This window comes from Streptomyces sp. 130, assembly GCF_007096885.1.
In the GTDB taxonomy this organism is placed as follows: Bacteria; Actinomycetota; Actinomycetes; order Streptomycetales; family Streptomycetaceae; genus Streptomyces.
Map to the genome: position 1 here is coordinate 43,044 of NZ_VJNO01000023.1, position 25,749 is coordinate 68,792.

The 25,749-nt window shown below is 73.0% G+C and carries 24 protein-coding genes; 8 read left to right on the forward strand and 16 right to left on the reverse strand.

From position 1 onward, the window contains the following. Positions 1-22 precede the first annotated feature (22 nt). A complete protein-coding gene (locus tag FKN01_RS20125; RefSeq protein WP_143622560.1) occupies positions 23-655 on the reverse strand; it encodes a sulfite oxidase-like oxidoreductase in 633 nt (210 codons plus the stop codon). A 153-nt stretch (positions 656-808) separates the two neighbouring features. On the opposite strand from FKN01_RS20125, the gene bfr reads away from it, so the two are divergent. Next, on the forward strand, positions 809-1,288 hold the full coding sequence (bfr, locus tag FKN01_RS20130) for a bacterioferritin (RefSeq protein WP_143622562.1): 480 nt from the start codon (positions 809-811) through the stop codon (positions 1,286-1,288). Positions 1,289-1,294: 6 nt separating this feature from the next. Here bfr and FKN01_RS20135 read toward each other — a convergent pair whose 3' ends face one another. Continuing rightward, positions 1,295-1,519 (reverse strand): bacterioferritin-associated ferredoxin, encoded by a 225-nt coding sequence (locus FKN01_RS20135; protein WP_143622564.1) that lies wholly within the window; start codon positions 1,517-1,519, stop codon positions 1,295-1,297. A 170-nt stretch (positions 1,520-1,689) separates the two neighbouring features. Then, a complete protein-coding gene (locus FKN01_RS20140; protein ID WP_185992913.1) occupies positions 1,690-3,036 on the reverse strand; it encodes a class II 3-deoxy-7-phosphoheptulonate synthase in 1,347 nt (448 codons plus the stop codon). A gap of 168 nt (positions 3,037-3,204) precedes the next feature. On the opposite strand from FKN01_RS20140, the gene FKN01_RS20145 reads away from it, so the two are divergent. The 3 genes from FKN01_RS20145 to FKN01_RS20155 all read left to right on the forward strand — a co-directional run bounded on the left by FKN01_RS20145 (position 3,205) and on the right by FKN01_RS20155 (position 8,113). Next, positions 3,205-5,985, forward strand: a complete 2,781-nt coding sequence (locus tag FKN01_RS20145) for an N-acetylmuramoyl-L-alanine amidase (RefSeq protein WP_185992914.1) — start codon at positions 3,205-3,207, stop codon at positions 5,983-5,985. Between the two features lie 93 nt (positions 5,986-6,078). Continuing rightward, complete coding sequence (locus FKN01_RS33730) at positions 6,079-6,135, forward strand: trp operon leader peptide (RefSeq protein WP_073968448.1); 57 nt, start codon at positions 6,079-6,081, stop codon at positions 6,133-6,135. A 97-nt stretch (positions 6,136-6,232) separates the two neighbouring features. Next, positions 6,233-8,113 carry an anthranilate synthase family protein gene (locus FKN01_RS20155; protein WP_143622570.1) on the forward strand — a complete coding sequence of 627 codons (1,881 nt, stop codon included), beginning with the start codon at positions 6,233-6,235 and terminating at the stop codon, positions 8,111-8,113. A gap of 5 nt (positions 8,114-8,118) precedes the next feature. Here FKN01_RS20155 and FKN01_RS20160 read toward each other — a convergent pair whose 3' ends face one another. From FKN01_RS20160 to FKN01_RS20175, 4 genes are all read right to left on the reverse strand, one after another. Then, positions 8,119-9,123, reverse strand: a complete 1,005-nt coding sequence (locus FKN01_RS20160; protein ID WP_143622670.1) for a 2-hydroxyacid dehydrogenase — start codon at positions 9,121-9,123, stop codon at positions 8,119-8,121. Positions 9,124-9,203: 80 nt separating this feature from the next. After that, on the reverse strand, positions 9,204-9,896 hold the full coding sequence (locus FKN01_RS20165) for a response regulator transcription factor (protein ID WP_143622572.1): 693 nt from the start codon (positions 9,894-9,896) through the stop codon (positions 9,204-9,206). Further along, positions 9,893-11,125, reverse strand: coding sequence for a MacS family sensor histidine kinase (macS, locus tag FKN01_RS20170; protein WP_143622573.1), 1,233 nt, complete (start codon positions 11,123-11,125; stop codon positions 9,893-9,895). The genes FKN01_RS20165 and macS overlap by 4 nt, the downstream gene beginning before the upstream one ends. A 31-nt stretch (positions 11,126-11,156) precedes the next feature. Further along, complete coding sequence (locus tag FKN01_RS20175) at positions 11,157-11,891, reverse strand: 1-acyl-sn-glycerol-3-phosphate acyltransferase (RefSeq protein WP_143622575.1); 735 nt, start codon at positions 11,889-11,891, stop codon at positions 11,157-11,159. A 219-nt stretch (positions 11,892-12,110) separates the two neighbouring features. On the opposite strand from FKN01_RS20175, the gene FKN01_RS20180 reads away from it, so the two are divergent. Then, on the forward strand, positions 12,111-12,902 hold the full coding sequence (locus FKN01_RS20180; RefSeq protein ID WP_143622577.1) for a carboxylesterase: 792 nt from the start codon (positions 12,111-12,113) through the stop codon (positions 12,900-12,902). Further along, positions 12,895-13,566, forward strand: a complete 672-nt coding sequence (locus tag FKN01_RS20185; protein WP_143622579.1) for a hypothetical protein — start codon at positions 12,895-12,897, stop codon at positions 13,564-13,566. The genes FKN01_RS20180 and FKN01_RS20185 overlap by 8 nt, the downstream gene beginning before the upstream one ends. Positions 13,567-13,726: 160 nt before the next feature. On the opposite strand, the gene FKN01_RS20190 is transcribed toward FKN01_RS20185, so the two are convergent. The 6 genes from FKN01_RS20190 to FKN01_RS20215 form a co-directional block, all read right to left on the reverse strand. Then, positions 13,727-14,485, reverse strand: a complete 759-nt coding sequence (locus FKN01_RS20190; RefSeq protein WP_143622581.1) for an endonuclease/exonuclease/phosphatase family protein — start codon at positions 14,483-14,485, stop codon at positions 13,727-13,729. 146 nt (positions 14,486-14,631) lie between these two features. Further along, positions 14,632-15,573: an ROK family glucokinase gene (locus FKN01_RS20195; protein WP_143622583.1), complete on the reverse strand. Its 942-nt coding sequence runs from the start codon at positions 15,571-15,573 to the stop codon at positions 14,632-14,634. A gap of 73 nt (positions 15,574-15,646) precedes the next feature. Further along, positions 15,647-16,105 carry a DUF5304 domain-containing protein gene (locus FKN01_RS20200; RefSeq protein WP_143622585.1) on the reverse strand — a complete coding sequence of 153 codons (459 nt, stop codon included), beginning with the start codon at positions 16,103-16,105 and terminating at the stop codon, positions 15,647-15,649. Positions 16,106-16,188: 83 nt separating this feature from the next. Further along, entirely contained in the window at positions 16,189-17,388 is a 1,200-nt protein-coding gene (locus FKN01_RS20205) for an ArsA family ATPase (protein ID WP_143622587.1), read from the reverse strand. A 4-nt stretch (positions 17,389-17,392) separates the two neighbouring features. Beyond that, entirely contained in the window at positions 17,393-17,842 is a 450-nt protein-coding gene (locus FKN01_RS20210) for an SRPBCC family protein (protein WP_143622589.1), read from the reverse strand. A 99-nt stretch (positions 17,843-17,941) separates the two neighbouring features. Then, the gene (locus tag FKN01_RS20215; protein ID WP_143622591.1) at positions 17,942-18,721 is read right to left on the reverse strand and encodes a metallophosphoesterase; all 780 of its coding nucleotides are present in this window, start codon (positions 18,719-18,721) and stop codon (positions 17,942-17,944) included. Positions 18,722-18,987: 266 nt separating this feature from the next. Between FKN01_RS20215 and FKN01_RS20220 the strand changes: the two genes are divergently transcribed. Next, a complete protein-coding gene (locus tag FKN01_RS20220) occupies positions 18,988-20,784 on the forward strand; it encodes a long-chain fatty acid--CoA ligase (protein WP_143622593.1) in 1,797 nt (598 codons plus the stop codon). 63 nt (positions 20,785-20,847) lie between these two features. Here FKN01_RS20220 and FKN01_RS20225 read toward each other — a convergent pair whose 3' ends face one another. Then, the gene (locus FKN01_RS20225; RefSeq protein WP_143622595.1) at positions 20,848-21,990 is read right to left on the reverse strand and encodes a glycosyltransferase family 4 protein; all 1,143 of its coding nucleotides are present in this window, start codon (positions 21,988-21,990) and stop codon (positions 20,848-20,850) included. Positions 21,991-22,097: 107 nt separating this feature from the next. Here FKN01_RS20225 and FKN01_RS20230 point away from each other — a divergent pair, with 107 nt between their 5' ends. Then, on the forward strand, positions 22,098-23,348 hold the full coding sequence (locus FKN01_RS20230; protein WP_143622597.1) for a glycosyltransferase family 87 protein: 1,251 nt from the start codon (positions 22,098-22,100) through the stop codon (positions 23,346-23,348). On the opposite strand, the gene FKN01_RS20235 is transcribed toward FKN01_RS20230, so the two are convergent. Beyond that, positions 23,305-24,546 carry a hypothetical protein gene (locus FKN01_RS20235; RefSeq protein ID WP_143622599.1) on the reverse strand — a complete coding sequence of 414 codons (1,242 nt, stop codon included), beginning with the start codon at positions 24,544-24,546 and terminating at the stop codon, positions 23,305-23,307. The two genes, FKN01_RS20230 and FKN01_RS20235, sit on opposite strands and share 44 nt — an antisense overlap. A 28-nt stretch (positions 24,547-24,574) precedes the next feature. Beyond that, positions 24,575-25,606, reverse strand: a complete 1,032-nt coding sequence (locus tag FKN01_RS20240) for a C40 family peptidase (RefSeq protein WP_143622601.1) — start codon at positions 25,604-25,606, stop codon at positions 24,575-24,577. Positions 25,607-25,749: the final 143 nt, after the last annotated feature.

Below are 25,749 nucleotides of genomic sequence, written 5' to 3' on the forward strand. Positions count from 1 at the left end.
GCCCGTCCGGGGCGCTGCCCGGTCAGAGTTCGGGGCCGTCCCCGGGCTCCTCCTGGTAGGAGTAGCGCTGTTCCCTCCAGGGGTCGCCGATGTTGTGGTAGCCGCGCTCCTCCCAGAAGCCGCGGCGGTCGGCGGTCATGTACTCGATGCCCCGGACCCACTTGGGGCCCTTCCACGCGTAGAGGTGGGGGACGACGAGCCGGAGCGGGAAGCCGTGCTCGGCGGTGAGCAGCTCGCCGCCCTTGTGGGTGGCGAACAGGGTCCGGTCGGAGAGGAAGTCGTCCAGCCGGAGGTTGGAGCTGAAGCCGTATTCGGCCCACACCATCACGTGCGTGACCTGAGGGGCGGGCGGCGCGAGGGCGACCACATCGCGGGCGAGCACCCCGCCCCACTCGGCGCCCAGCATGCTGAATTTGGTGACGCAGTGGAGATCGGCGACGACCGACGAGAACGGCAGTGCCGAGAATTCCTGGTGGTTCCAGCAGTGCTTCTCGGCATCGGCGGTCGCGCCGAAGACGCGGAATTCCCAGCGCTCCGGTTTGAACTTGGGGACGGGCCCGTAATGGGTCACCGGCCAGCCGCGCTGCAGCCGCTGGCCCGGCGGAAGCTCGGACTGCTCTGACGCGCGGTGTTCCCGGCTTTCCGGCTGACCCATGACTCCATGGTGACAGACAGGCGGGGGTGATCGTGACCAGGGCGGAGACGATTCGGGCAAGTCGCACTAAGCCTGTACTTACTGGACGGTCATCTGGTCCGGTGCGAGGATGCCGCCTACGTGCCCGGTCCACCGTTGGAAGGAGCCTTGGCGATGCAGGGCGACCCCGAGGTCATCGAGTTCCTGAATGAACAGCTGACCGCCGAATTGACGGCCATCAACCAGTACTTCCTGCACGCGAAGATGCAGGACAACTTCGGCTGGACCAAGCTCGCGAAATACACGCGCGCCGAGTCCTTCGACGAGATGAAGCACGCGGAGATCCTGACCGACCGCATTCTCTTCCTCGACGGCCTGCCGAACTACCAGCGGCTGTTCCACGTGCGGGTCGGCCAGACGGTCACCGAGATGTTCCAGGCGGACCGGCAGATCGAGGTCGAGGCGATCGACCGCCTCAAGCGCGGGATCGAGCTGATGCGCGCCAAGAGCGACATCACGTCGGCGAACATCTTCGAGTCGATCCTCGCGGACGAGGAGCACCACATCGACTACCTCGACACCCAGCTCGATCTCGTCGAGAAGCTGGGCGAGCCGCTGTACATCGCGCAGCTCATCGAGCAGCCGGAGAGCTGACCGCGCTCAGGCGGCCTCGGGAAGCCCTTCCGCGGGCGTCCGCTTCCGGTCCAGGAGCTCGCGGCGGGGGCAGGCGCCCCGGCCGAGCATCGCCTGGATGGTGCGGACACAGCTGCCGCAGTCCGTGCCCGCCTTGCAGGCGGAGGCGATCTGGCGGGGCGTGCAGGCCCCGGCCGCCGCATGGTCCTTGACCTGCTGCTCCGTAACGCCGAAGCACGAGCAGACGTACATGCGGTTCACCTCCCGGGCGGGAACGGGTCGTGGACGCCACCCCGAAGGTCGGTGAGGCTAACCTAACCTTACCCGCCGCCCGGGGGCGGCAGAAGCCCCGGAACGCCCCGTGGGGCACGGATCACATCGATCCGTGCCCCACGGTCGTACGGTGCCGCCGGCCCGGAGCCTTACTGGTCGCGGTACATCTCGGCGACGAGGAAGGCCAGGTCGAGCGACTGGCTGCGGTTGAGCCGGGGGTCGCAGGCCGTCTCGTAGCGCTGGTGGAGGTCGTCCACGAAGATCTCGTGGCCGCCGCCGACGCACTCGGTGACGTCGTCGCCGGTCAGCTCGACGTGGATGCCGCCGGGGTGCGTGCCGAGGCCCTTGTGCACCTCGAAGAAGCCCTTGACCTCGTCCAGGACGTCGTCGAAGCGGCGCGTCTTGTGGCCGGAGGCCGCCTCGAAGGTGTTGCCGTGCATCGGGTCGGTCACCCAGGCGACGGTGGCACCGGAGGCGGTGACCTTCTCGACCAGCTCCGGCAGCTTGTCGCGGACCTTGTCGGCGCCCATCCGGACGATGAACGTCAGCCGGCCGGGCTCGCGCTCGGGGTCGAGGCGCTCGATGTAGCCCAGGGCCTCGTCGACGGTGGTCGTCGGGCCGAGCTTGATCCCGATCGGGTTGCGGACCTTGGAGGCGAACTCGATGTGCGCCCCGTCCATCTGGCGGGTCCGCTCACCGATCCACACCATGTGGCCCGAGGTGTCGTACAGGTGGCCGGTGCGCGAGTCGGTGCGGGTCAGCGCCGTCTCGTAGTCGAGGAGCAGGGCCTCGTGCGAGGCGTAGAACTCGACGGCCTTGAATTCGGCGGGGTCGGTGCCGCACGCCTTCATGAAGTTCAGCGCGTTGTCGATCTCGCGGGCCAGGGCCTCGTAGCGCTGGCCGGACGGGGACGACTTCACGAAGTCCTGGTTCCACGCGTGCACCTGGCGCAGGTCGGCGTAGCCGCCGGTGGTGAAGGCGCGGACCAGGTTCAGCGTGGAGGCGGACGCGTGGTACATCCGCTTCAGGCGCTCCGGGTCGGGGACGCGGTCGGCCTCGGTGAAGGCGAAGCCGTTGACGGAGTCGCCCCGGTAGGTCGGCAGGGTCACGCCGTCGCGGGTCTCGGTCGGCTTGGAGCGCGGCTTGGAGTACTGGCCGGCGATCCGGCCGACCTTGACGACGGGCACGGAGGCCGCGTACGTGAGGACGGCGCTCATCTGGAGCAGCGTCTTCAGCTTGGCGCGGATGTGCTCGGCCGACACGGCGTCGAATGCCTCGGCGCAGTCTCCGCCCTGCAACAGGAACGCCTCGCCCTTGGCGACGGCTCCCATACGGGCACGCAGCTGGTCGCACTCGCCCGCGAAGACGAGCGGCGGATACGACGCGAGGTCCGCGAGTACATCGCGCAGCGCCTCGGAGTCGGGGTACTCGGGCTGCTGCGCCGCGGGAAGGTCTCGCCAGGTGTTGCCACCGGCGACGGAGGTATTGGCGTTCACGGTCACGGCCTCCACATTACGGGGTCGTGCCCCGTCGGTTTCCCGGTTGCCCAGTCACTGAGACGGACGTCTCGGCACGGTCGGTGCACGGGCTGTCCGGACGGCCTGCTAGCCTCCGGTCTTTCAGCGTTGAACAACGCTGGACGAGTGGACACCGAGGGTGGGGACTTGAAGCGGAATCACCGTAGGGACCTCAAGAAGAGACGGCTGCTGATCGGCGCCGGCGCCGCCGTGGTCGCGACCGCGACGATCGGCACCCTGGCCATGGCCGCGCAGGACCCGGCCGCCGGGAGCGCCGAGGCCGCCTCGCCGTCCGCCGTGCTCCAGGCCCAGTTCGCGGACGCGGCCCGTGAGTTCGACGTGCCCCAGAGCGTGCTGATGGCGGTCTCGTACCGGCAGACGCGCTGGGAGAGCCACGACGGCGAGCCGAGCACGACCGGTGCGTACAACGTCATGGGACTGACCAGCGTGGCGGCCGGGGACGTGGAGCAGCCGGACGACAAGGAACGTCTGGCGCACATGAACATGAGCGGCCGGCCGGACATCGAGAAGACCTTCGACGCCGCGAAGGCGCTGCGCGACCTGCCGAAGAAGACGGTCGACACCTCCGACCCCCGGCTGCACACGCTGGACGAGGCCGCCGAGCTGATCGACACGGACACGGCATCGGTGCGCGACGACACCGAGGACAGCATCCGGGCGGGCGCGGCCCTGCTCGCCGAGTACCAGCGCGACGCGAAGGGCTCCCTGTCCGACGATCCCGCGCAGTGGTATCCGGCGGTGGCGCGGTTCAGCCAGTCGCCGGACAAGAAGGGGGCCGACCTCTTCGCGAAGCGCGTCTTCGACTCGATCCGTACGGGCGAGAGCGCGGTCACCCAGGACGGCCAGCGGGTCTCGCTGCCCGCCGACCCGTCGGTCGAGCCGGTCAAGCCGGCGAAGGTGCCGCTGGCCGCGTCGTTCGCGAGCACCGCCGCGACCCCGGCCCCGGAGTGCCCGTCCGGACTGAACTGCAACTTCGTGCCGGCCAAGACGTCGAGCTCGGGCCAGCGCAGCTACACCCCGGCCGCGCGCCCCGACAAGGGCGTCGACATCCGGCAGATCGTGATCCACGACACCGAGGGCGACTACGCGGGCTCGCTCGCCACGCTCACCAGCCCGAGTGCGGCCGCGAGCGCGCACTACCTGGTCCGCGCCTCGGACGGGCTGGTCACGCAGATGGTCGAGAACAAGGACCTGGCGTGGCACGCGGGCAACTGGTCGCTCAACATGCACTCGATCGGCGTGGAGCACGAGGGCTACGCGATCAAGGAGGGCAGCTGGTACAGCGAGCCGCAGTACGAGTCGACCGCGGCCCTGGTGAAGTTCCTGGCCGGCGAGTACGGCATCCCGGTGGACCGTGAGCACATCATCGGCCACGACGAGGTGCCCGTCTTCCTGGACGGGAAGTCCAGGGACACCCACTGGGACCCGGGCCCGTTCTGGGACTGGAACCACTTCATGAGCCTGATGGACGCCCCGACGGGCGCGGGCGGCGCCGGCGGCCCGGTCAAGACGGGCCAGCTGGTGCGCGTGGTACCGCCGTTCACCACGGCCAACCAGCCGACGCTGACGTACGGCGCCAAGGCGGTCACCAAGCGGCCGGCGAACTTCGGCTACCTGTACACCTCGGCGTCCACCAGCGCGTCCACGCTGACCGACCCCTACTTCTCGGCGCTGTGGAGCGAGGGCTCCAACTGGGGCAACAAGGTCCGTGCCGGCGGCACCTATGTCGTCGCCGAGGTGAAGGCCGACTGGACGGCGATCTGGTTCGCCGGGAAGAAGGCGTGGTTCTACAACCCGGGCGGCCAGTACACCGTGCCGCTCGCCGCGGCCCCGCGCGTGGTGAAGGCCAAGGCCGGGGTGACCGTCCGGATCTACGGGCGGGCCTACCCGGAGACCGCCGCCTATGACGCGGCGGGCCTGGAGGCCCCGACGGACAGCCCGGACTACCTGACGAAGTACACGCTGCCCGCGGGCCAGTCGTACGCGCTGGCGGGCGCCGAGGTGAAGGGCGACGACTGGTTCGGCTCCGCCCAGACGGACGTCATCGGTGACACCTCCTACCTGCCGATCCGCTACAACCACCGGCTGGCGTGGGTCAAGGCGAGCGACGTCCAGACCTCCACGAGCGTGGCCCCGGTCTCCGCGACCGACCGCTACAACATGATCGGCCGCGACAGCGCCGGCCGCATCTGGCAGTACCAGGGCACCGGCAGCGCCTCCTCCCCGTACTACCGCCGCTACCAGGCGGGCTACGGCTGGGGCAGCTACACGGCGATCACCGCGATGACCGCGCTGCGCGCCGACGGTACGGGCGACTTCGTGGCCCGCGACAAGGACGGCGTGCTCTGGTACTACCGGGGCAGCGGCAATCCGGACAAGCCGTACATGGCCCGGCTCAAGGTCGGCAGCGGCTGGAACCAGTACAGCAGCCTCAACGGCATGCGCGATCTCGACGGTGACGGCAAGGCCGACCTGATCGCCCGCAACAGCGCCGGCGACATCTATTTCTACAAGGGCACCGGCGAGCCGTCGAAGCCCTTCGAGCCCAAGGCGAAGATCGGCTACGGCTGGCAGATCTACGACGCGATCGTCTCCACCGGCGACCTGAACGGCGACGGCAAGGCGGACTTCGTGGCCCGGGACAAGTCGGGGGTGCTGTGGATCTACACCGGCACCGGCTCGGCCGCCAAGCCGTACGACAAGCGGGTCAAGATCGGTTCGGGCTGGGGCAAGTACAAGCTGCTGCTCGGCCCGAGCGACCTCGACCGCGACGGCCGGGGCGACCTGGTCGGGGTGGACTCGGCCGGAGACTTCTGGTTCTACCACTCCACCGGTGAGGTGACGGCCCCGTTCGCGACGAAGTCGCAGGTCGGGGACGGCTGGCAGATCTACGACATCCTGTTCTAGCCGACCGGACGTCTCGTGCGCGCGGGGCCCTTTCCCATCCGTCCGGGTGGGAAGGGGCCCCGTCGCCGTCCGGCGTGGGTTAGGGTACGGGGCATGTTCGCGCACTCGACCCGCAACTGGTGGTGGACCGCTCATCCGGCGGCCCGCTGATCGCGCGTACACACTGACGCAGAGGCCGCCCGAGGGGCGGCCTTTTCCGTGTCCACGGGCCGTTCCTCCCAGCTGATTCCCTGGAAGGAACCGACCCATGAGCTTCGACCGACTCTTCGACCGACTCCTGCGCGACGACTGCCCGCCGTTCGCCCTGCTGCGCCGCCGCACCCCCGGCCACGACCACGACACCGTCGAGGTCATGATCGGCCGGGTGCACGAGGCGGACCGCCTCGCCGGCATCCCCGTCGGCGAGCGGCCGTCGCTGGCGCTGGTGCCGTTCCGGCAGATCGCGGAGCGCGGCTTCGACGTGACGGACGACGGCACACCGCTGTCGGTCCTGGTCGCGGACGAGACGTACACGCTGTCCCTGGACGAGGCGCTGGCGGCGCTCCCCCGCCACGAAGTCCGCGTGGAGGACGGGGCGTTCGACGTCAGCGACGAGGAGTACGCCGCCACCGTGCGGCGGGTGATCGAGGACGAGATCGGCCGGGGCGAGGGCGCGAACTTCGTGATCCGGCGGACGTTCCGGGGCCGGATCGGCGGCTTCGGCCGGGCGGACGCGCTGGCCCTGTTCCGGCGGCTGCTGGCCGGCGAGCGGGGGGCGTACTGGACGTTCGTGGTGCACACGGGGGACAGGGTGCTCGTTGGTGCCAGTCCCGAGGTGCACGTGCGGATGTCCGGCGGGACCGTCGTGATGAACCCGATCAGCGGCACCTACCGCTACCCCGCCGAGGGGCCCACCCCCGAGGGCCTGCTCGCCTTCCTCGGGGACCGCAAGGAGACCGAGGAACTCTCCATGGTGGTGGACGAGGAGCTGAAGATGATGTGCACGGTCGGCGACATGGGCGGGGTGGTGATCGGCCCGCGCCTGAAGGAGATGGCCCATCTCGCGCACACCGAGTACGAGTTGCGCGGACGCTCCTCGCTGGACGTACGGGAGGTGCTGAGGGAGACCATGTTCGCGGCGACGGTCACCGGCTCCCCCGTGCAGAACGCCTGCCGGGTCATCGAGCGGCACGAGGACGGCGGGCGCGGCTACTACGCGGGGGCGCTGGCCCTGCTGCGCCGGGAGGCCGACGGCACCCAGACCCTGGACTCGCCGATCCTGATCCGGACCGCCGACATCGACGCGGACGGCACGCTGCGGGTGCCGGTCGGGGCGACCTTGGTGCGCCACTCGGACCCGGCGAGCGAGGTCGCCGAGACCCACGCCAAGGCGGCCGGGGTCCTCGCCGCCCTCGGCGTCCGCCCGGCCCGCCCGGAGGCGGAGCGGGAGCGGCCCCGGCTGGCCGCCGACCCCCGGGTGCGGGCGGCCCTGGACGCCCGGCGGGACGGCCTCGCCCCGTTCTGGCTGCGGATGCAGGAGCGCACCGCCGACCGCACCGGCCACGCCCTGGTGGTGGACGGCGAGGACACGTTCACCGCGATGCTCGGCCACCTGCTGCGCGCCTCGGGGCTCGACGTCACCGTCCGCCGCTACGACGAGCCGGGGCTGCGCGAGGCGGTCCGGGCGCACCGGGGGCCCGTGGTGCTCGGCCCCGGCCCGGGGAATCCGGGGGACGCGGCGGACCCGAAGATGCGGCTGCTGCGCGCGACGGCCGCCGAGCTGGTGCGGGAGCACCGGCACGGGCTGCTCGGGGTGTGCCTGGGCCATGAGCTGATCGCGGCGGAACTGGGCCTGGAGATCGTCCGCAAGGCGGTGCCGTACCAGGGGGCGCAGACCAGGATCGACCTGTTCGGGCGGCCCGAGACGGTCGGCTTCTACAACAGCTTCACCGCGCGCTGCGACGACTTCGGGGCGGCGGAACTGGCGGCGCACGGCATCGAGACGAGCCGGGACGAGGTGTCCGGGGAGCTGCACGCGCTGCGCGGGGCCGGGTTCGCCTCGGTGCAGTTCCACCCGGAGTCGGTGCTGACGCTGCGCGGTGCGGCGATCGTGTCGGAGCTGCTGGCGGGGCTCCCGGTGCGCGGCTGAGGGGGTCAGGCCCCGGGGCGGGCCGGGACCAGGACGTTGCCGCTGTGGCGGCCGGCCAGGTAGTCGCCGACGTTCTCGACGGTGGCGTCGATGATCTGGCCGACCGCGTCCTCGGTGTAGTACGCCTGGTGGGAGGTGACGATGACGTTCGGGAAGGTCACGAGCCGGGCCAGGGTGTCGTCGTCCACGCCCTCCAGGGACTTGTCCAGGAAGAACAGCCCGGCCTCCGCCTCGTACACGTCGAGTCCGACGCCGAGGAAGCGGCCCGCGCGCAGTTCGCCGACCAGGGCCGAGGTGTCGATGAGGCCGCCCCGGCTGGAGTTGACGAGGATCGCGTCGTCCTTCATCAGGGCGAGGGCGTCCTCGTCGATGAGGTGGTGCGTCGACGGGAGCAGCGGCACGTGCAGGCTGACCAGGTCGGACTCCGCGAGCAGCCGTTCCTTGTCGACGTACCGCATGCCGAGCTCGGCGCAGGCCGGGTTCTCGGCGACGTCCCAGCCGAGCAGCTTCATGCCGAAGCCGTGGGCGATCCGGGTGAACGCCTCGCCGATCTTGCCGGTGCCGATGACGCCCGCGGTGCGGCCGTGCATGTCGCGGCCGAGGAGCCCGTCGAGCCGGAAGTCGAAGTCGCGGGTGCGGCCGGCCGCCCGGATCACCCGTCGGTTGACCGCCATGGCCAGGGTCCAGGCGAACTCCGCGACCGAGTACGGCGAGTAGTACGAGACCCGGGCGACGCGCAGGGCCAGGCGCTCGGCGACGTCCAGGTCGATGTTGTTGAACCCGGTGGAGCGCTGGGCGATCATCTGGGTGCCGCCGGCCGCGAGGGTCTGGAGGACCGCGCCGCCCAGGTCGGCGTTGACGCTGGTGGAGATGACCTCGTAGCCCGCCGCGATGGGGGCGGTGTCCCGGTTCAGGAAGACGTCCAGGCAGCGGACTTCGTGCTTCCCGGCGAAGGCCTTCTCGATCAGCGGCTGTTCGTCGGACTGCACTCCGAAGGCCAGGATCTCCACGGTGTCTCCCCTGTCTGCGTGCTGGGCGCGGCCGGTCATCGCGAATATACGGCCGGGGGCACCGCCGCGCCGCTCAAGCCCTACGCGTCGTCGAGCCCGCGCTCGATGGCGTACCGCACCAGCTCGACCCGGTTGTGCAGCTGGAGCTTGCCCAGGGTGTTCTGGACGTGGTTCTGCACGGTCCGGTGCGAGATGACGAGCCGTTCCGCGATCTGCTTGTACGAGAGCCCCTTGGCCACGAGCCGCAGCACCTCGGTCTCCCGGTCGGTCAGCTCCGGGGCCTTCGGCTCGTCGGAGGCGGCCGGCGCGGGCTTCGAGGCCAGCCGGCGGTACTCGCCCAGCACCAGGCCCGCCAGGCCCGGGGTGAACACGGCGTCGCCGGCGGCGGTCCGGCGGACGGCCTCGGTCAGCTCCTGGGTGCTCGCCGACTTCATCAGGTAGCCGGTGGCACCGGACTTCACCGCCTCCAGGACGTCGGCGTGCTCGCCGCTGGCGGAGAGCACGAGGACCCGCAGCCCGGGCTGGGCACCGACGAGTTCCTTGCAGACCCGCACCCCGGGCATGCCGGGCAGATTGAGGTCGAGGACCAGGACGTCCGGGGTGACGGCGGCGGCCCGGCGGACGGCCTGCGGCCCGTCGCCGGCGGTGGCCACCACGTCGAACCCGGCCTCGGTGAGGTCGCGGGCCACGGCGTCGCGCCACATCGGGTGGTCGTCCACCACCATCACCCTGACCGCCCGCTGCCCGGTGCCCTCGTCATGTGTCGCGCTCATCGGACCGAACCCGCCTTCCCCCGTGAAACCTTAGGAACCTTCAATTCGACCTCGGTGCCCTGGCCGGGCACCGAGATCACCTCCGCCGTACCGCCCAGATCGCGCAGCCGGCCGCGGATCGACAGGGCGACCCCGAGCCGCCCCTCCCCCTCGGCCTGCGCGAGCCGCCCCTCGGGGATGCCGGGCCCGTCGTCCCGGACCGTGACGACGACCTCGTCCGGCCAGTCCTCCAGCAGAATCCACGCCTGGGCGCCCTCGCCCGCGTGCACCCGGACATTGTCCAGGGCGGCGCCGACCGCCGCCGCCAGCTCCGCTGCCGCGCCGGAGGGCAGCAGCACCGGGGCGCCCGGCTCCGCGAAGCTGGTCCGGGAGCCGGCGCGCGGGGCGAGCAGCGTCCGCAGGTCGGTCTCGCCGCCGTCCCCGGCGCCCGGTTCGTCGTCGCCCGTCTCGACGGCCCGGACGACGGCGCCCTCGGAGGCGTCCTCGGAGAGCCGGGTGGGCGGCACGAGCCCGCTGGAGACCAGGGTGCGCAGGGCGGCCTCCTGCTCCCCGGCCATCCGGCCGAGCTCCGCCGCCTCGCCGCCGATCGCGGCGCCGCGCCGCTGGACCATGGCGAGGACCTGGAGCACGCCGTCGTGGATGTCCCGGGCCAGGCGCTCGCGTTCGCGGGTGGCGGCCTCGATCTCCAGGGCGCGGGCGAGGGTGCGCTCACTGGCCCGGGCGACCTCGACGACGTAACCGATGGCGATGGAGGCGACCCAGACCAGCATCACGTTGTGCAGGGTGTCGCGGCTGGGCTCGGCGCGCTCGATGAGGTTGGCGACGGCGACCAGGCTGGAGGCGAAGCCCGCCCAGCGCCAGCCGCCCTTGACCGCGAAGGCCAGCACCGAACCGGCGGTCCAGATGGACGGCAGGGTCGGCCCGTCGACGTGCTGCGCCTGGAAGTCGGCGAGCGGGGTGACGACGATCCCGATGAGGGCGATGGCCAGGTCCGCGCCCAGGAAGCGCCTGGTGCAGGCGGCGGCGCCGGCCACCTTCGGCAGGGTGGCGAGCGTCCAGACGGCCATCAGCGACAGGAAGGCGACCGCGATCCACGGCCGCTCGTAGTCGTGCCGGGCGAAGGCGGCGATCAGGACCGCGTAGACCATCGTCAGCACGCGGTAAGCCGTCAGGGCGCGCCACAGCGGCTGCTCCACCGACATCCGGACCACGCGTACGCGTTTGACCACGCTGTTCCCCCCGTCCCCCCGCGGACCGCCGCTAGGCGCTGTCGCCGTCCGTCTTCTTCGCGGCCTCGGACCGGCGCTTCGCCTCCTCGGCGATCTGCCGCTTGGCGGCGGTCGCATAGATGTCGACGTACTCCTGGCCCGAGAGCTTCATGATCTCGTACATCACCTCGTCGGTGACCGAGCGCAGGATGAAGCGGTCGCCGTCCATGCCGTGGTAGCGGCTGAAGTCGAGCGGCCTGCCGATCCGGATGCCGGGGCGCATCAGCTTGGGGATCACCTGGCCGGGCGGCTGGATCTTCTCCGTGTCGATCATCGCGACGGGGATGACCGGCGCCCCGGTGGCCAGCGCCACCCGGGCGAGACCGCCGGGCTTGCCCCGGTAGAGCCGGCCGTCGGGCGACCGGGTGCCCTCGGGGTAGATGCCGAAGAGGCCGCCGCTCTCGACGACCTGGATGCCCGCCCGGATCGCCGCCTCACCGGCGCCGCGCGCGCCGGAGCGGTCGACGGGGAGCTGGCCGACGCCCTTGAAGAACGCGGCCGTGAGCTTGCCCTTCACCCCGGGCGCGGTGAAGTACTCGGCCTTCGCGATGAAGGTCACCTTGCGGTCCAGGACGGCCGGCAGGAAGAAGGAGTCGGAGAACGACAGGTGGTTGCTGGCGAGGATCGCGGGCCCGCGCGCGGGGATGTTCTCCAGGCCCTCCACCCACGGCCGGAAGGCGAGCTTCAGCGACCCGCCGATGGAGAACTTCATAGCGCCGTAGATCAACTCGGATGCCTCCTGTGTGCTGTCCGACAGACCTTAACCCGCCGTGTCCCGCTTCCTCCCGCCCGCGCGGGCGGGTGTCCGCGGCCCGGGCCGGTGACGGCCCTGGTCGGTGTCGGTCCGGTCGCGTACGGTGAAGTGATCCCGCGCGTCCCGCACATCCTTCCGAACCCTTCCGCTCCCCGCTCGCCTGGCCGCGAGCCTCATGAACAGGAGACCCCGGTGCCGGTCCTTCCCGGAGCCGAGCCGTTCCGCCACGAGGGCGGAGCGGTCGGCGTCCTCCTCTGTCACGGATTCACCGGTTCCCCGCAGTCGCTGCGCCCCTGGGCCGAATATCTGGCCGACCGCGGTCTCACGGTCTCGCTGCCGCTGCTGCCCGGGCACGGCACGCGCTGGCAGGACATGCGGGTGACCGGCTGGCAGGACTGGTACGCGGAGGTGGACCGGGAGCTCCGCGGTCTGCTGGAGCGGTGCGAGCGGGTCTTCGTCTTCGGGCTCTCGATGGGCGGCGCGCTGGCACTGCGGCTGGCCGCGAAGCACGGGGACGCGGTCAGCGGCCTGGTGCTCGTCAATCCGGCCAACAAGGTGCACAGTCTCGCCGCGCACGCGCTGCCGGTGGTCCGCCATCTGGTGCCGACGACGAAGGGCCTGGCCGGCGACATCGCCCTGGAGGGCGTCGCGGAGGTGGGCTACGACCGGGTGCCGCTGCACGCGGCGCACTCGGTGCGCGGGTTCTTCCGGCTGGTCGACGGCGACCTGCCGCAGGTCACCCAGCCGCTCCTGCTGCTGCACAGCCCGCGGGACCATGTGGTGCCGCCCGCCGACTCGGCCCGCATCCTGAGCCGCGTCTCCTCGACGGACGTCCGGGAGGTCCTGCTGGAACAGAGCTACCACGTGGCGACGTTGGACCATGATGCGAAGCGGATCTTCGACGAGAGCCATGCGTTCATCGGCCGCCTCGCTCCGAGCGAGATGGATCAGGGCGGGAAGAAGGGGAGCACGTCCGGTGGCTGAGCACGACGCGGAGCGCGCGGGCAGCGAGGAGGAGCGCGAGCCGTTCCCCGTGGAGGGGGCGGCCGTCGCCGACGACGACGGCAAGGGCGCACCGCCCGACGCACCGGCCGGTGCGGCCGGGGGACCGCTGGACGAGGAGGCCGTCTGGCGGGCCATCGTGGCGGGTTACGGGGAGGAGCCGCCGGACCCGCCGGGCGCGCGGCCCTTCCGGTCGGTCGAGGATCTGGCGCTGCCGGACGACGGTCCGCTGACCGCCCCGGCCGCGGACAAGGGGCTCGGCAAGCGGCCGCCCAGGCCGAAGCCGGAGGAGGACCGGCCGCTCGGCGGCTCCGTGGTCTTCGCGCCGGGCGTGGGCCCGCGCGACTACGAGCCGGCCGACCCGGACGCGCCCGGCGCGGCCGGCGGGGACGACGACGAGGGCCACTTCGTGCCGCCGGAGCCGCCGCCGCTGCCGGAGGCCGACGTCACGGCGAAGTTCGCCTGGCTCGCGGTGGTCGGCGGGCCGGTGCTGATGCTGCTCGCGGTGCTGCTCTCCTGGGAGATGACCTGGTGGCTGACGACGGTCTGCGTCGGCGGCTTCCTGGGCGGCTTCGTGACGCTGGTGGCGCGGATGGACTCCGACGACGACGGTGACGACGACCCGGGGCGGGGCGCGGTGGTCTAGGGCCGGTCCGGCGGATCATGGCCGGGGTCGCGACGCCTGGCACGGCGCCTCGCCCGTGATGCCGAAACGCCCGGACGGCTCCGCCACGAGGACGCTCCGGCGGCTTGCGGTGCACGCAGCAGACGCCGCGGCCTGCCCGGCCCTGGTCCGCGGAAAGGCCTCAGGGCCTTTCCGCGGGCACCCGGAGCGCGGCCAGCACCGGGCGGTGGTCGGTCGCCGCCCGCAGGTCGGCCTCCCGCACCCCGGGCAGCCCGTCCGGGACCCCGCAGCCCAGGACCTCGACCCCGTCGGTGGCGAAGACCGCGTCGATCCGGCGGCGCGGTTCGTGCGCGGGGAAGGTGTACGCGCCGCCCTGCGGCTTGGTCTCCCAGCAGTCCTGGTAGCGCCCGGCGAGCCGCCGGAAGGCCCGCCCGCTCGGTACGTCGTTGAGGTCGCCGGCGACGACGGCGTGCGCCACGCCCAGCGCGTCCACGGTCTCCACCAGCCGCTCGGCCTGGGCCAGCCGCTCCTGCCGCTGGAGGCTCAGGTGGCAGCTGACCACCCCGACCCGGGCGCCCGCGAACCGGACCACGGCGGTGGCGAAGCCCCGCCGGTGCAGGCCCGGGGTGCGCGGCAGCAGGATGTCCTCGGTGCGCTCGACGGTGGCGCGCAGCGAGCACAGCAGCAGCGGTCCGGCGGCGGTGGCGCCGCCGCCCAGGACCACCAGGTCGGTGGCGGCGGCGAGCCGGGCGGCGTACTTGCGCCAGCGGAAGAGGCGCGGCGCCTCCTGGACGAGGACCAGGTCGGGCGCGCAGGCGCGGATGACCCGGGCGAGTGCGGCGTTGTCGTCGCGCATCGAGCGGATGTTGTAGCTGAGCACGCGGATGACGGCCGAGCCGTCCGGCTCGGTGCGCGAATCGGGCAGCGACATCGTGGCCATGCCCTCACGATACGGCGGACGCCCGCCGCGCCAGGTCGTGTCCGCGAAGTGTCGTCTGGCCTGCGACGCCCTTCGGGCGGACGACGCCACTTCGCGGACACTCCCGGGGCGCGACGGGCGTCCGGTGTTTCCGGGTGCGGGTGGGCTCAGCCCTGGCGGGCCAGGTCCGCGGCGCCCACGAGCCCTGCCTTGCCGCCGAGTTGGGCGGCGAGCACCTGGGCGTGCGGGCGCCATTCGCCGCCGATCAGCCAGCGCCGGAACGACTTGCGGATCGGGCCGAGGACGAGCTCGCCCTCGTCCGAGACGCCGCCGCCGACGATGAAGGCCGACGGGTCGAACAGCGAGGCCAGGTCGGCGAGTCCGGCGCCGGCCCAGCGGGCCAGCTCGCGGAACGAGTCGACGGCCACCGGGCAGCCCTGGCGGGCGGCCTCGCTGATGTGCTTGCCCTGGATGCCGTCGACGGTGCCGTCACCGAGCGCCAGCAGGATCGTGGCGTTCTCCGGGGTGGCGTTGGCGCGCTGCTTCGCGTACCGCACGAGGGCGCGGCCGGAGGCGTACTGCTCCCAGCAGCCCTGGCTGCCGCAGCCGCAGAGCAGACCGTCCGGGACGACCCGGATGTGGCCGAACTCGGCGGCCACGCCGAAGCGTCCGCGGCGCAGCTTGTTGCCGATGATGATGCCGCCGCCGAGGCCGGTGCCCAGCGTGATGCAGATGACGTCGTCGTGGCCCTGGCCGGCCCCGAAGCGGTATTCGCCCCAGGCGGCGGCGTTGGCGTCGTTCTCCACGACGACGGGGAGGCCGACGCGCTGCTCGACCTTGTCCTTCAGCGGCTCGTGGCGCCAGTTGATGTTCGGCGCGAACAGCACGGTGGCCCGCTTGTCGTCCACGTATCCGGCCGCGCCGATGCCGACGGCCTCGACCGCGTGGCCCTCGCTGGCGCCGGACACCGCCGCCGCGATCGCGTCCACGATGCCTTCGGCCGTCGGCGGGGTCGGCACCTTGAAGGTCGAGAGGATCTGTCCCTCTTCGTCGACCACTCCAGCCGCGATCTTCGTGCCGCCGATATCGACGCCGATGGTGAGTCCCATGAATCCCTCAGTTCCGGTCGAGCCCCGCTGAGGCAACCGTACCCGAGGCCGGGCCCCGTCCCGTCGGCGCCGGTCAGTCCAGGTCGATGTGTTCGCCGGCGCCGGACCCTTCGTCCCGGGGGCCTTCGGGGCCTTCCGCCTTCTTTTCGGTGCCCGCGGGGTCCCCCGCCCCCCGGGTCCAGCGGCCCTCCTGGCCCTGGACCGCCGAGCGGTAGGCGGCGAGCAGTTCGTTACCGGCCGCCGCGATGTGATCGAAAACGTCTGGATTGCGCTCGATCACGGGCTCCACGGCCGCCTTGGCCTGCTGGATGACCTGCTGCACGGCGCCCTGCGCGGCCATCCCGAGGAGCGGCGCCTGCAACGAGCCGAGCTTGCCGGCCACCGCGTCCACCAGCTTGCGCAGCTCCTCGGCGGCGGAACCGGGCGGCGGGCCGTAGGCGGCGCGGCGGCGGGCCCGCTCGGCGGCCAGGTCCTCGGCGCAGGCCTGGGCCCAGGCGTCGTCGTCGGCGGGGCGATCGGTGGCTTCGCTCATGGCGGACTCCCGGGGGCATCGTGGCCGGCGGCCCGGCATACCGGACACGTACCTTCGACGGTACCCGAACGGTGGTACGCCGTTCAGCCCGTCCGGGGCCAGAGCGCGGGATCGGGCGTGAAGCGGACCCGCAGCACCCCGTCGGTGAGGGCCGCGCCGGTGACGGTGCAGCGGCGCAGGGCGGGTTCCAGGGGGACGATGCGGTGGAACGGGCCGACGGTCAGGAGGAGTTCGCCGCCGCGCCGGACGAGCTGGAGGTCCTTCTTGACGGCGCCGGGGAGCCGCAGGCACCAGACGAGTATCCCGTCGCCGCCGGGCCCGCCGGCCTCCTCGGTCCACCAGGGGTCCGGGGCCCGGCCGCTGTCCTCGCCGGTGCCGGGCACGGCGAGCGCCCCGTCGTCCCCGGCCAGGGCCAGGAGGTCGTCGGGGCCCTGCGGGTCGCGGCCGAGGTGCGCGATCCGGACCGGGGCCGGCCCCTCGTCCGCCCAGTGGCCGAGGGCCTTCTCCTGCTGGGCGGCGAGCGCGGCGAAGAACGGGTCCGGGGAGTGGCCGGGCAGCATCCGGTTGGCGACCGGCGCCTGCGCGCGCAGCCCGTGCAGGGCGAGGCCGGGGCGGGCGGTGCGCAGGGCCTCGTCGGCGGCGGGCCCGGGCGCGGCGACGAGCCGGAGGGTGGTGGTCCGGTCCTCGATCAGCGCCTGGACCTGGGCCAGCTCGGCGTCGCGCCGGGCGGCGGCCTCGTACAGCCACTGGGCGGGCATGGGCACACCGGCCAGCTGGGCGAGCACCGGGCGCAGGGCGCGGGCGGCCTGGCGTTCCGGGGGGAGCAGCCGGCGCAGGTAGCGGCGCAGCTGTTCGGGGAGGGCGAGCAGGCGCAGGGCGTCGCGCAGCGGGGGGAGGTCCACGACGAGGAGGTCGTACGCCTCGGCGGACCAGTCGCCGTGTGCGGCGCGGCGCAGGGCGTGGAGCAGGGCGAGTTCGCCGCTGCCGGGGAGTTCGGTCAGCTCCTCGCCGTCCAGCGGGTTGCCGCCGAGCAGTTCGAGGACGGACGACAACTGCCCCTGGAGGGCGAGGAGTTCAGCGCGGAAGTGGGCGGCGGGGTCGATCGCCACGGACCGCAGCCCGTCGGTGACCGGGGTGGGGTCCGCGGCGTCGGGGAAGCCGGGTATCGGGTCGGCGGAGATGAGCAGGGTGCGGGCGCCGTCGCGGGCCGCGGCGAGCGCGGTGGCCGCCGCGACGGTCGTACGGCCGGCTCCGCCGGGTCCGGTGACCAGGACCGTACGCACGCGCTCAGCCCTTCGGAACGGACTCGACGCGCTTCTTCAGGCCGGCCAGGGCGCGGTCGATGATGACCTTCTCCGCCTTGCGCTTGATCATGCCGAGCATGGGGATCTTGACGTCGACGGTCAGCCGGTAGGTGACCTCGGTGCGGTCGCCGTCGCCGAGGGGGGCGAGCGCGTAGGAGCCGTCGATGGCGCGCAGCATCTGGGACTTGACCAGGGTCCAGCTGACCTCGTAGGCGCCGATCCAGGTGTAGGCGAGGGTGTGGTCGTCCTTGATCGCGCCGGCGTCCAGGACGAGGCGAACCTTCTCGGCGCGGCCCTGCTCGTCGGTGCCGAGGACCTCGGCCTCCTTGACCTCGCCGGTCCACTCCGGATAGCGCTCGAAGTCGGCGATCACACCCATGACGTCGGCCGGCGCCGCCTCGATCGTGATGCTCGAGCTGGTGTGTTCAGCCATCGCTGTGGCCCTCCAGTGCGGTGTACCGGTCCGTCGGCAGGAGCCTGCCGCCAGAAGGCTATCGCGTGCGCCCGGCGGGCCGTCCCAGGGTGGGGCGGTTCACCACTCCAGCGCCCAGGGCCGGCCGGTGGAGGCGAAGTGGCCGACGTTCACGCACTCGGTGGCGCCGATCCGCATCCGGCGGGCCAGCGGCTGGTGGACGTGGCCGAAGAGGGAGTAGCGGGGGCGGGTGCGGCGGATGGCGTCGAGCAGGGCCCGGCTGCCGCGTTCGAAGCGGCGTGCCACGGTGTCGTAGACCAGCTCGGGCACCTCGGGCGGGATGTGGGTGCAGAGCACGTCGACCTCGCCGACCGCCTCGATCTTGGCGGCGTACTCCTCGTCGTCGATCTCGTACGGGGTGCGCATCGGCGTACGCAGGCCGCCGCCGACGAAGCCGAAGACACGGCCGCCGATCTCGACGCGCTCGCCGTCCAGGACGGTGGTGCCGGGGGCGGCGTACTCGGGCCACAGGGCGGGGATGTCGACGTTGCCATAGGTGGCGTAGGTCGGGCTGGGCAGCGCGGCGAACATCTCGGCGTACTGCCTGCGGACCGCCTCGGTGATCGCGGCGTTGCGGTCCATGCCCCGCCACAGCTCCCGGCCGAAGGCGCGGGCCTCGTCGAAGCGGCGGGCGGTGCGCAGGGCGACGATCCGGTCGGCGTTCTCGACGCCGAAGAGGTCGGGGAAGATGCCGCGCGAGTGGTCGGCGTAGTCGAGGAAGAGGACCAGGTCACCGAGACAGATCAGGGCGTCCGCGCCGTCCCCGGCGCGGGCCAGCGCCTCGGTGTTGCCGTGCACGTCGCTGACCACATGGACGCGGGTGTTCGCTCCTGCTCGCATGAGAACCACCCTAGGGCCTGTGCCAAGGCCCCGGACCTGCGGTTACTTCCTGGTGTGTGTACGGGTGGACTACTGTGCGCAAAAGGACGTCCCGATATGTGTGACGCATAAGACATCTGACCGGGACCCCCTATCCGGAACCGAGTACTGGTGGGTAACGTCCGGGCAGTCCAGTCGTGCTCACCCCACTGAGCACCCGCCATCTTGGACCGCGCCGGTGCGTCACACAGAGCCGTGGCACCGGAGCCCGATGAGGAGCAGCAGTCTTGCGCGAGTTCAGCCTTCCGGCCCTGTACGAGGTCCCCTCGGACGGCAACCTGACGGATCTCATCCGCCGCAATGCCGCTCAGCATCCCGACGTCGCGGTGATGAGCCGCAAAGTGGCGGGCGTCTGGACGGACGTCACCGCCACGCGGTTCCTGGCCGAGGTCCGGGCCGTCGCGAAAGGGCTGATGGCCGCCGGTGTGGAACCCGGCGACCGGGTCGCGCTCCTCTCCCGTACCCGCTACGAGTGGGTGCTCCTGGACTTCGCGATCTGGAGCGCCGGCGCGGTCACCGTGCCCGTGTACGAGACCAGTTCCCCCGAGCAGATCCAGTGGATCCTCGGTGACTCCGGCGCCACCCTGTGCATCGTGGAGTCCGCGGCCCACCAGGCGTCCGTGGCCTCGGTGCGGGACGCTCTGCCTGAGCTGAAGGGCATCTGGCAGATCGACGACGACGCGATCCGGCAGCTGTCGGCGGCCGGCGGGGAGATCACGGACGAGGCACTCGATCTCCGGATGAGGAGCGCCCGGGCCGACGACCCGGCCACCATCGTCTACACCTCGGGCACCACGGGCCGCCCCAAGGGCTGCGTGCTGACGCACCGCAGTTTCTTCGCGGAGTGCGGCAACGTGGTGGAGCGGCTCAAGCCCCTCTTCCGTACCGGCGAGTGCTCCGTTCTGCTCTTCCTGCCCGCGGCCCACGTCTTCGGACGGCTGGTCGAGGTCGCGTCGGTGATGGCGCCGATCAAGCTCGGCTGCGTCCCGGACATCAAGAACCTCACCGACGAACTGGCCGCGTTCCGCCCGACGCTGGTCCTCGGCGTTCCGCGCGTCTTCGAGAAGGTCTACAACGCGGCGCGCGCCAAGGCGCAGGCCGACGGCAAGGGCAAGATCTTCGACAGGGCCGCCGACACCGCCATCGCCTACAGCCGCGCGCTGGGCACCCCGCAGGGCCCCTCGCTGGGCCTGAAGTTCCGGCACAAGGTCTTCGACCGCCTGGTCTACGGCAAGCTGCGCGCGGTGCTCGGCGGGCGCGGCGAGCACGCCATCTCCGGCGGCGCCCCGCTCGGCGAGCGCCTGGGCCACTTCTACCGGGGCATCGGCTTCACCGTCCTGGAGGGCTACGGCCTGACCGAGTCCTGCGCGGCCACCGCCTTCAACCCCTGGGACCGGCAGAAGATCGGCACGGTCGGCCAGCCGCTGCCCGGTTCCGTGGTGCGCATCGCGGACGACGGCGAGGTGCTGCTCCACGGCGAGCACCTGTTCTCCGGCTACTGGAAGAACGAGGCGGCGACGGCCGAGGCGCTGGCGGACGGCTGGTTCCACACCGGGGACATCGGCACGCTGGACGAGGACGGCTACCTCGCGATCACCGGCCGCAAGAAGGAGATCATCGTCACGGCCGGCGGCAAGAACGTCGCGCCCGCCGTCATCGAGGACCGCATCCGGGGCCACGCGCTGGTGGCGGAGTGCATGGTGGTCGGCGACGGGCGGCCCTTCGTGGGCGCGCTGGTGACGCTGGACGAGGAGTTCCTGGGGCGCTGGGCCGAGGAGCACGGCAAGCCGGCCGGCGCGACCGCGCTGTCGCTGCGCGACGACCCGGAGCTGATCGCCGAGGTCCAGCGCGCGGTGGACGACGGCAACGCGGCGGTCTCCAAGGCCGAGTCCGTACGCAAGTTCCGCATCCTGGGCGCCCAGTTCACCGAGGAGGCGGGCCACATCACGCCCTCGCTGAAGCTGAAGCGGAATGTCGTCGCGAAGGACTTCGCGGACGAGGTGGAGTCGCTCTACCGCTCGTGAGACGTACGCGGACGAGGAGGGGGCCCGCACCACACCGGTGCGGGCCCCCTCCTCGTCCGCGTGTCAGAGCAGTTCGCGCAGCCGCTCGGCGAGCAGGTCCCAGCGCCACCTCTCCTCGACCCAGGCCCGGCCCCGCTCCCCCATGCGCCGCCGCAGCTCCGCGTCGCCCAGCAGCGCGGTGATCCGCTCCGCCGCCTCGCCGGGCTCCCCGCCGCGCACGACCCAGCCGGTCTCGCCGTCGAGCACCGCGTCCGGGGCGCCGCCGGAGTCACCGGCCACCACCGGCAGCCCGGTCGCAGACGCCTCCAGGTAGACGATGCCCAGGCCCTCCACGTCGAGGCCGCCGCGCCGGGTCCGGCAGGGCATCGCGAAGACGTCCCCGGCCCCGTAGTGCGCGGGCAGCTCGGACCAGGGCACCGGCCCGGTGAACCGCACGGAGTCCGCCACACCGGTGCGCGCGGCGAGCCCCCGCAGGTCGTCCTCGTAGGGCCCGCCGCCCACGATCAGCAGGACCGCGTCCGGCTGGGCGGCCAGGATCGCGGGCATCGCGAGGATGAGGGTGTCCTGGCCCTTGCGGGGCACCAGCCGGGACACGCAGACCACGACGGGCCGCTCGGTGAGCCCGAGCCGGGCCCGGACCTCGTCGCCGCCGGAGTCCGGGCGGAACGCCTTCTCGTCCACGCCCGGCGGCAGCTGAACCATGCGGCGGGCGGCGGCCGGGGTCAGCGCGGCGGCGATCCGGGAGCGGGTGTACTCGCCGAGGTAGGTCAGCGTGTCGGTGCCCTCGCCGATCCGGCGCAGCAGCTGCCGGGACGCGGGCAGCTGCGCCCAGGCCGCCTCGTGGCCGTGCGTCGTGGCGACGAGCCGCCGGGCGCCCGCCGCGCGCAGCGCCGGGCCCATCAGGCCGAGCGGGGCGGCGGCGCCGAACCAGACGGACGAGCAGCCGTGCGCGCGCAGCAGCTCCGTGGCGCGCCGGGTCACGCGCGGGGTCGGCAGCAGCATCGTCGTACGGTCGCGGACGACGGTGAAGGGCTGTTCGGCGTCGAAGGCGGCGGTGGCGGCCACGCCCTCGGCCCCGCGCTTCCAGGTGGAGGCGTAGACGACGACCCGGTCGGGGTCGAGCCGCAGCGCCATGTTGTGCAGGAACGCCTGGATGCCTCCCGGGCGGGGCGGGAAGTCGTTGGTCACGATCAAGGTCTTGTCCATCGCCGCCGACAGTACCGGGCCCGGCGGCCGTGCCTAATGGCCCGCGCACAGGGCGTACGGGCATCATGGCTCTTTCGTACGGCGCACAGGACGGGTGAGGGCAGGTCATGACGGGTTCCAGCGGCACGCGTCCGGCGGCCTTCGCGGTGTGGGCGCTCACCAGGGCGGTGCTGCTGCTCTGGGTGACCAAGGTGCTCACCCCGCCCGGACTCGACGTGACGAGCGATGTGTCGGTGATCTACCACGGCTGGTCCGAGGTGCTGCGCTCCGGCACCTACCCGGAGTCCGACGTCACCTGGCAGTACCCGCCGGTGGCCGCCCTGGCGGTCCTCTCCCCCGCCCTGCTGCCGTTCCTGGACTATGCCACCGCCTTCTTCGTGCTGGCGTTCCTGTGCGACGCGCTGGTCCTGGGGATGCTGCTGCGGGCGAGCGACGGCCCGGGCCGCCGGACGGCCGGGGTGTGGGTGTGGGTGGCGGGCGTGCCGCTGCTCGGCACGACGGCGTACGCCCGGTACGACGTGATGGTGACGGCGGTGGCGGTGGCGGCGCTGCTGGCCGGGCTGCGGCACCCCCGGGTGCTGGGGGCGCTGGCCGCTTTCGGGGCGCTGCTGAAGGTGTGGCCGGCGCTGCTGCTGGCCGGGACGGCCCGGGGGCGCGCGACCCGGCTGGCCTGGGCGACGGCGGCGGCGGTCGCGGCCGGGCTGCTGCTGGTGTGCGTGGCGGCGGCGCCGGGCGCGCTGGCGTTCCTCGGCTTCCAGCGGGACCGGGGCACCGAGGTCGAGTCGCTGGGGGCGCTGGTCTTCCATGTGTGGCGGCAGTTCGGCTGGGAGGGCCGGGTGGAGCTGCACTACGGCTCCCTGGAGTTCCTGGGGCCGCACGTACCGCTGGTGAGCACGCTGGCGCTGGGGCTGAGCGTGGCCGCGTTCGGCTGGCTGCTGGTGTGGCGGCTGCGGGCACGGACGTTCGGGGTGAGTACGCCGGCGGACGCGGCGTTCACGGCGGTGCTGCTGTTCACCACGACGAGCCGGGTGATCAGCCCGCAGTACATGCTGTGGCTGGTCGGTCTCGCGGCGGTGTGCCTGGTGCTGCGGGAGAGCCGGATGGGGTGGCCCGCCGTGCTGGTGGTGGCGGCCACGGGGGTGACGCAGCTGGAGTTCCCGATCGGATTCGTCCATGTGGTGTCGAGCGACGCGCAGGGCCTGGCGCTGATGTTCCTGCGCAACGGGCTGCTGGTCGCCGCGTGCGTGCTGGCGGCCCTGCGGCTGTGGCGGGACACGGTACGGACTCCGGGGCGCGAGGCGGCGGAGCCGGCGCTCAGTCCAGCCGGTCGCGCAGATACACCCGCCAGCGCGCCGTGAAGTCCTGGGGGGTGGTGCCCAGCACCTCGTGCAGGGCGTCCTCGACCGCCCCGTCGCGCCCGTGGTGGGCGCCGACGGCCCGGTAGAAGGCCAACAGCTTCTCCTCGCCCCAGCGGTCGGCGATCAGCTCGCAGGCCAGCCAGCCGCCCTCGTACGCCTTCGCCAGCAGGTCCGCGTCCCCCGCGAAGGCGAAGTCCTCGTCCTCGGGCAGAGCGGCCGGCGGATCACCGGCCCGGACCGCGTCGGCCAGCTCGGGGGCGATCTCCTCGGCGGTGCGGTCCTGGTCCCGGTAGGCCGCCCAGTCCGCGAAGCCCTCGGAGAGCCAGGTCGGGGTGGCCGACGAGGTCCGCGCGCGGGTGGCCACGTGCGCGGTCTCGTGGGTGAGGACGACGCGCTGCCCGAACCCGCCGAGCAGGGCGTACGCCTCCGGGTTGACGATCACCCGGTCGGCGGGGGCCTTCCCGGTGGAGCCGGTCTCGCCGGTGGTGACGGCCGCTATGCCCTTGTAGTTGGAGGCGGGCGACCCGAGCAGCCGGCCCATCTCCGTCACGCTGTCCGGCACCAGCACCACCACGCGCCCCGCCCACCGCTCCGGCCAGGCGGCGGAGACCGCGGGCACCGCCTCGTCCGCCGTCGCCGCGATCGCGTCCAGCTCGTCCCGGGAGCGCCCGACGCCCAGGACCAGGCTGTGCTTGCCGCGCACCACCTCGACGTCGCCCTGCTCCCACAGCTGCCCGGCGCCACCGTCGGCGGCCCGGTCCGCGGTGACGTACCAGCGGCCGTCCGCCGGGTCGCGGGCCAGGTCCACGACCCGGTCGACGGAGACCGGGGCGCTGTCGTAGCCCGCGATCCGGTAGCCGAGCGTGACGTCGGCGGTGACCCGGTCCGCCCCGTGCGGGGTGAGGTGGGTCAGCCGGTACGCCCAGGAGCCGAGCGGCACGTCCGCCAGCCGGGCGATCTCCCGGCGCTGGGCGGCGCGCAGCGCGGTGGCGTCCGGGTCGACGACGGCGGCGTAGGCGGCCGGATCGTGGTCCAGCACGGCGGCGGCGCGCCGGTCCAGGGCGGCGCGGACGCCCCGGGAGGTGCTGTCGGGCGCCCGGTCGGCCGGGGCGGAGCAGCCGGCGGCGCACAGCAGCGCGGCGAGGACGGCACCCGCCGCCCGCCGCCGCCCGCCACGTATGCGCACCCGTTCGACCACATCACGAGCGTACGGGCTCTGCCCGGGGTCAGACCCGGGTGACCGAGGAGACGGGCATCATGCCGACCGGGTCGTAGCGGACCGGGGCGCCCGGGTACGGGGCGTGGATGACCTGGCCGTTCCCGACGTACATCCCGATGTGGCTGGCGTCCGCCCGGTAGGCGACGAGGTCGCCGGGGCGGGCCTCGGACAGCGGCACCATGTGCCCGGCGTACCGCTGGGCCTGCGAGGTCCGGGGCAGGCTCACCCCGGCCTGGGCCCAGGCCCACTGCATCAGCCCGGAGCAGTCGAACCCGGAGGGCCCGTTGGCGCCCCACACATACGGCCGGCCGAGCGCCTGCTGTGCGGCCAGGACGGCCGCGGCGGCGCGGGACGAGCCCGCCGGGAGCCCGGCCGGGAGCCCGGCGGCCGGGTCCCGCCCGTCGCGCGAGGCGCGGGCCAGGCCGGCCCGCTCGGAGGCCGGCAGCGACTGCAGCAGCTGCCTGGCGCGGGCGAGCTTGCGTTCGACGGTCCGCTTGTGGCGGCCGACGGCTTCCCGGCGGCGCTCCAGGCCGGCCAGCGAGCGGGCGGCCTCGGCCCGGGTCTGGGCGAGTGCCCGCTGGGCCTCGCGCAGTTCGGCGAGGGCGGAGGTCCGGTGGGCGTCGGCCAGGGTGACGGCGGCGGCCCGGTCGAGGTAGCTGTCGGGGTCGGAGGTGAGCAGCAGGGCCAGCGAGGGGTCGATGCCGCCCGCGCGGTACTCCGCCCGGGCCGCCGAGCCCAGCTCCTCGCGCATCCGGTTGATGCGTTCCTGGCCGCGGGCGGCCCGGTCCTGGGCCCGGCTGAACTCGCCGCGCAGCCGGGTCACGTCCTCGCCGGCCCTGTTGTACCGCTCGGTGGCGCGCTCGGCCTCGGCGTAGAGGCGGTCGACGCGGGCCCCGGCGGACCTCGGGGTGTCGTGCGGCTCGGCGTTAGCGGTGGCGGCGCCGAGTGTCGCGGCCGCGGTCGCGGCTGCCGCCGTCAGGACGGTGGCCCGGGCAGCGCGGCCGGTACCGGGTGGTGTGGAACGGCGATGGGATCCCACAGGACGCCGCGCTCCCTTCCGCTGTGCGCAGACGCGCGCGGCCCCTGCCGCCCGGGCGGGCGGACCGACGTACGGGAGCCGCGGCAGCAGGCAGACAGTAGCCGCGTGATCACGGAGCGGACAAAGACGCGCCGGACCGGTGG

What these genes read in the sequence shown, in the direction of transcription:
- FKN01_RS20125 (WP_143622560.1), bottom strand. Translation starts at nt 655, where the DNA reads ATGGGTCAGCCGGAAAGCCGGGAACACCGCGCGTCAGAGCAGTCCGAG.
- bfr (WP_143622562.1), top strand. Translation starts at nt 809, where the DNA reads ATGCAGGGCGACCCCGAGGTCATCGAGTTCCTGAATGAACAGCTGACC.
- FKN01_RS20135 (WP_143622564.1), bottom strand. Translation starts at nt 1,519, where the DNA reads ATGTACGTCTGCTCGTGCTTCGGCGTTACGGAGCAGCAGGTCAAGGAC.
- FKN01_RS20155 (WP_143622570.1), top strand. Translation starts at nt 6,233, where the DNA reads ATGAGCTTCGACCGACTCTTCGACCGACTCCTGCGCGACGACTGCCCG.
- FKN01_RS20165 (WP_143622572.1), bottom strand. Translation starts at nt 9,896, where the DNA reads ATGAGCGCGACACATGACGAGGGCACCGGGCAGCGGGCGGTCAGGGTG.
- FKN01_RS20190 (WP_143622581.1), bottom strand. Translation starts at nt 14,485, where the DNA reads ATGGCCACGATGTCGCTGCCCGATTCGCGCACCGAGCCGGACGGCTCG.
- FKN01_RS20195 (WP_143622583.1), bottom strand. Translation starts at nt 15,573, where the DNA reads ATGGGACTCACCATCGGCGTCGATATCGGCGGCACGAAGATCGCGGCT.
- FKN01_RS20200 (WP_143622585.1), bottom strand. Translation starts at nt 16,105, where the DNA reads ATGAGCGAAGCCACCGATCGCCCCGCCGACGACGACGCCTGGGCCCAG.
- FKN01_RS20210 (WP_143622589.1), bottom strand. Translation starts at nt 17,842, where the DNA reads ATGGCTGAACACACCAGCTCGAGCATCACGATCGAGGCGGCGCCGGCC.
- FKN01_RS20215 (WP_143622591.1), bottom strand. Translation starts at nt 18,721, where the DNA reads ATGCGAGCAGGAGCGAACACCCGCGTCCATGTGGTCAGCGACGTGCAC.
- FKN01_RS20225 (WP_143622595.1), bottom strand. Translation starts at nt 21,990, where the DNA reads ATGGACAAGACCTTGATCGTGACCAACGACTTCCCGCCCCGCCCGGGA.
- FKN01_RS20230 (WP_143622597.1), top strand. Translation starts at nt 22,098, where the DNA reads ATGACGGGTTCCAGCGGCACGCGTCCGGCGGCCTTCGCGGTGTGGGCG.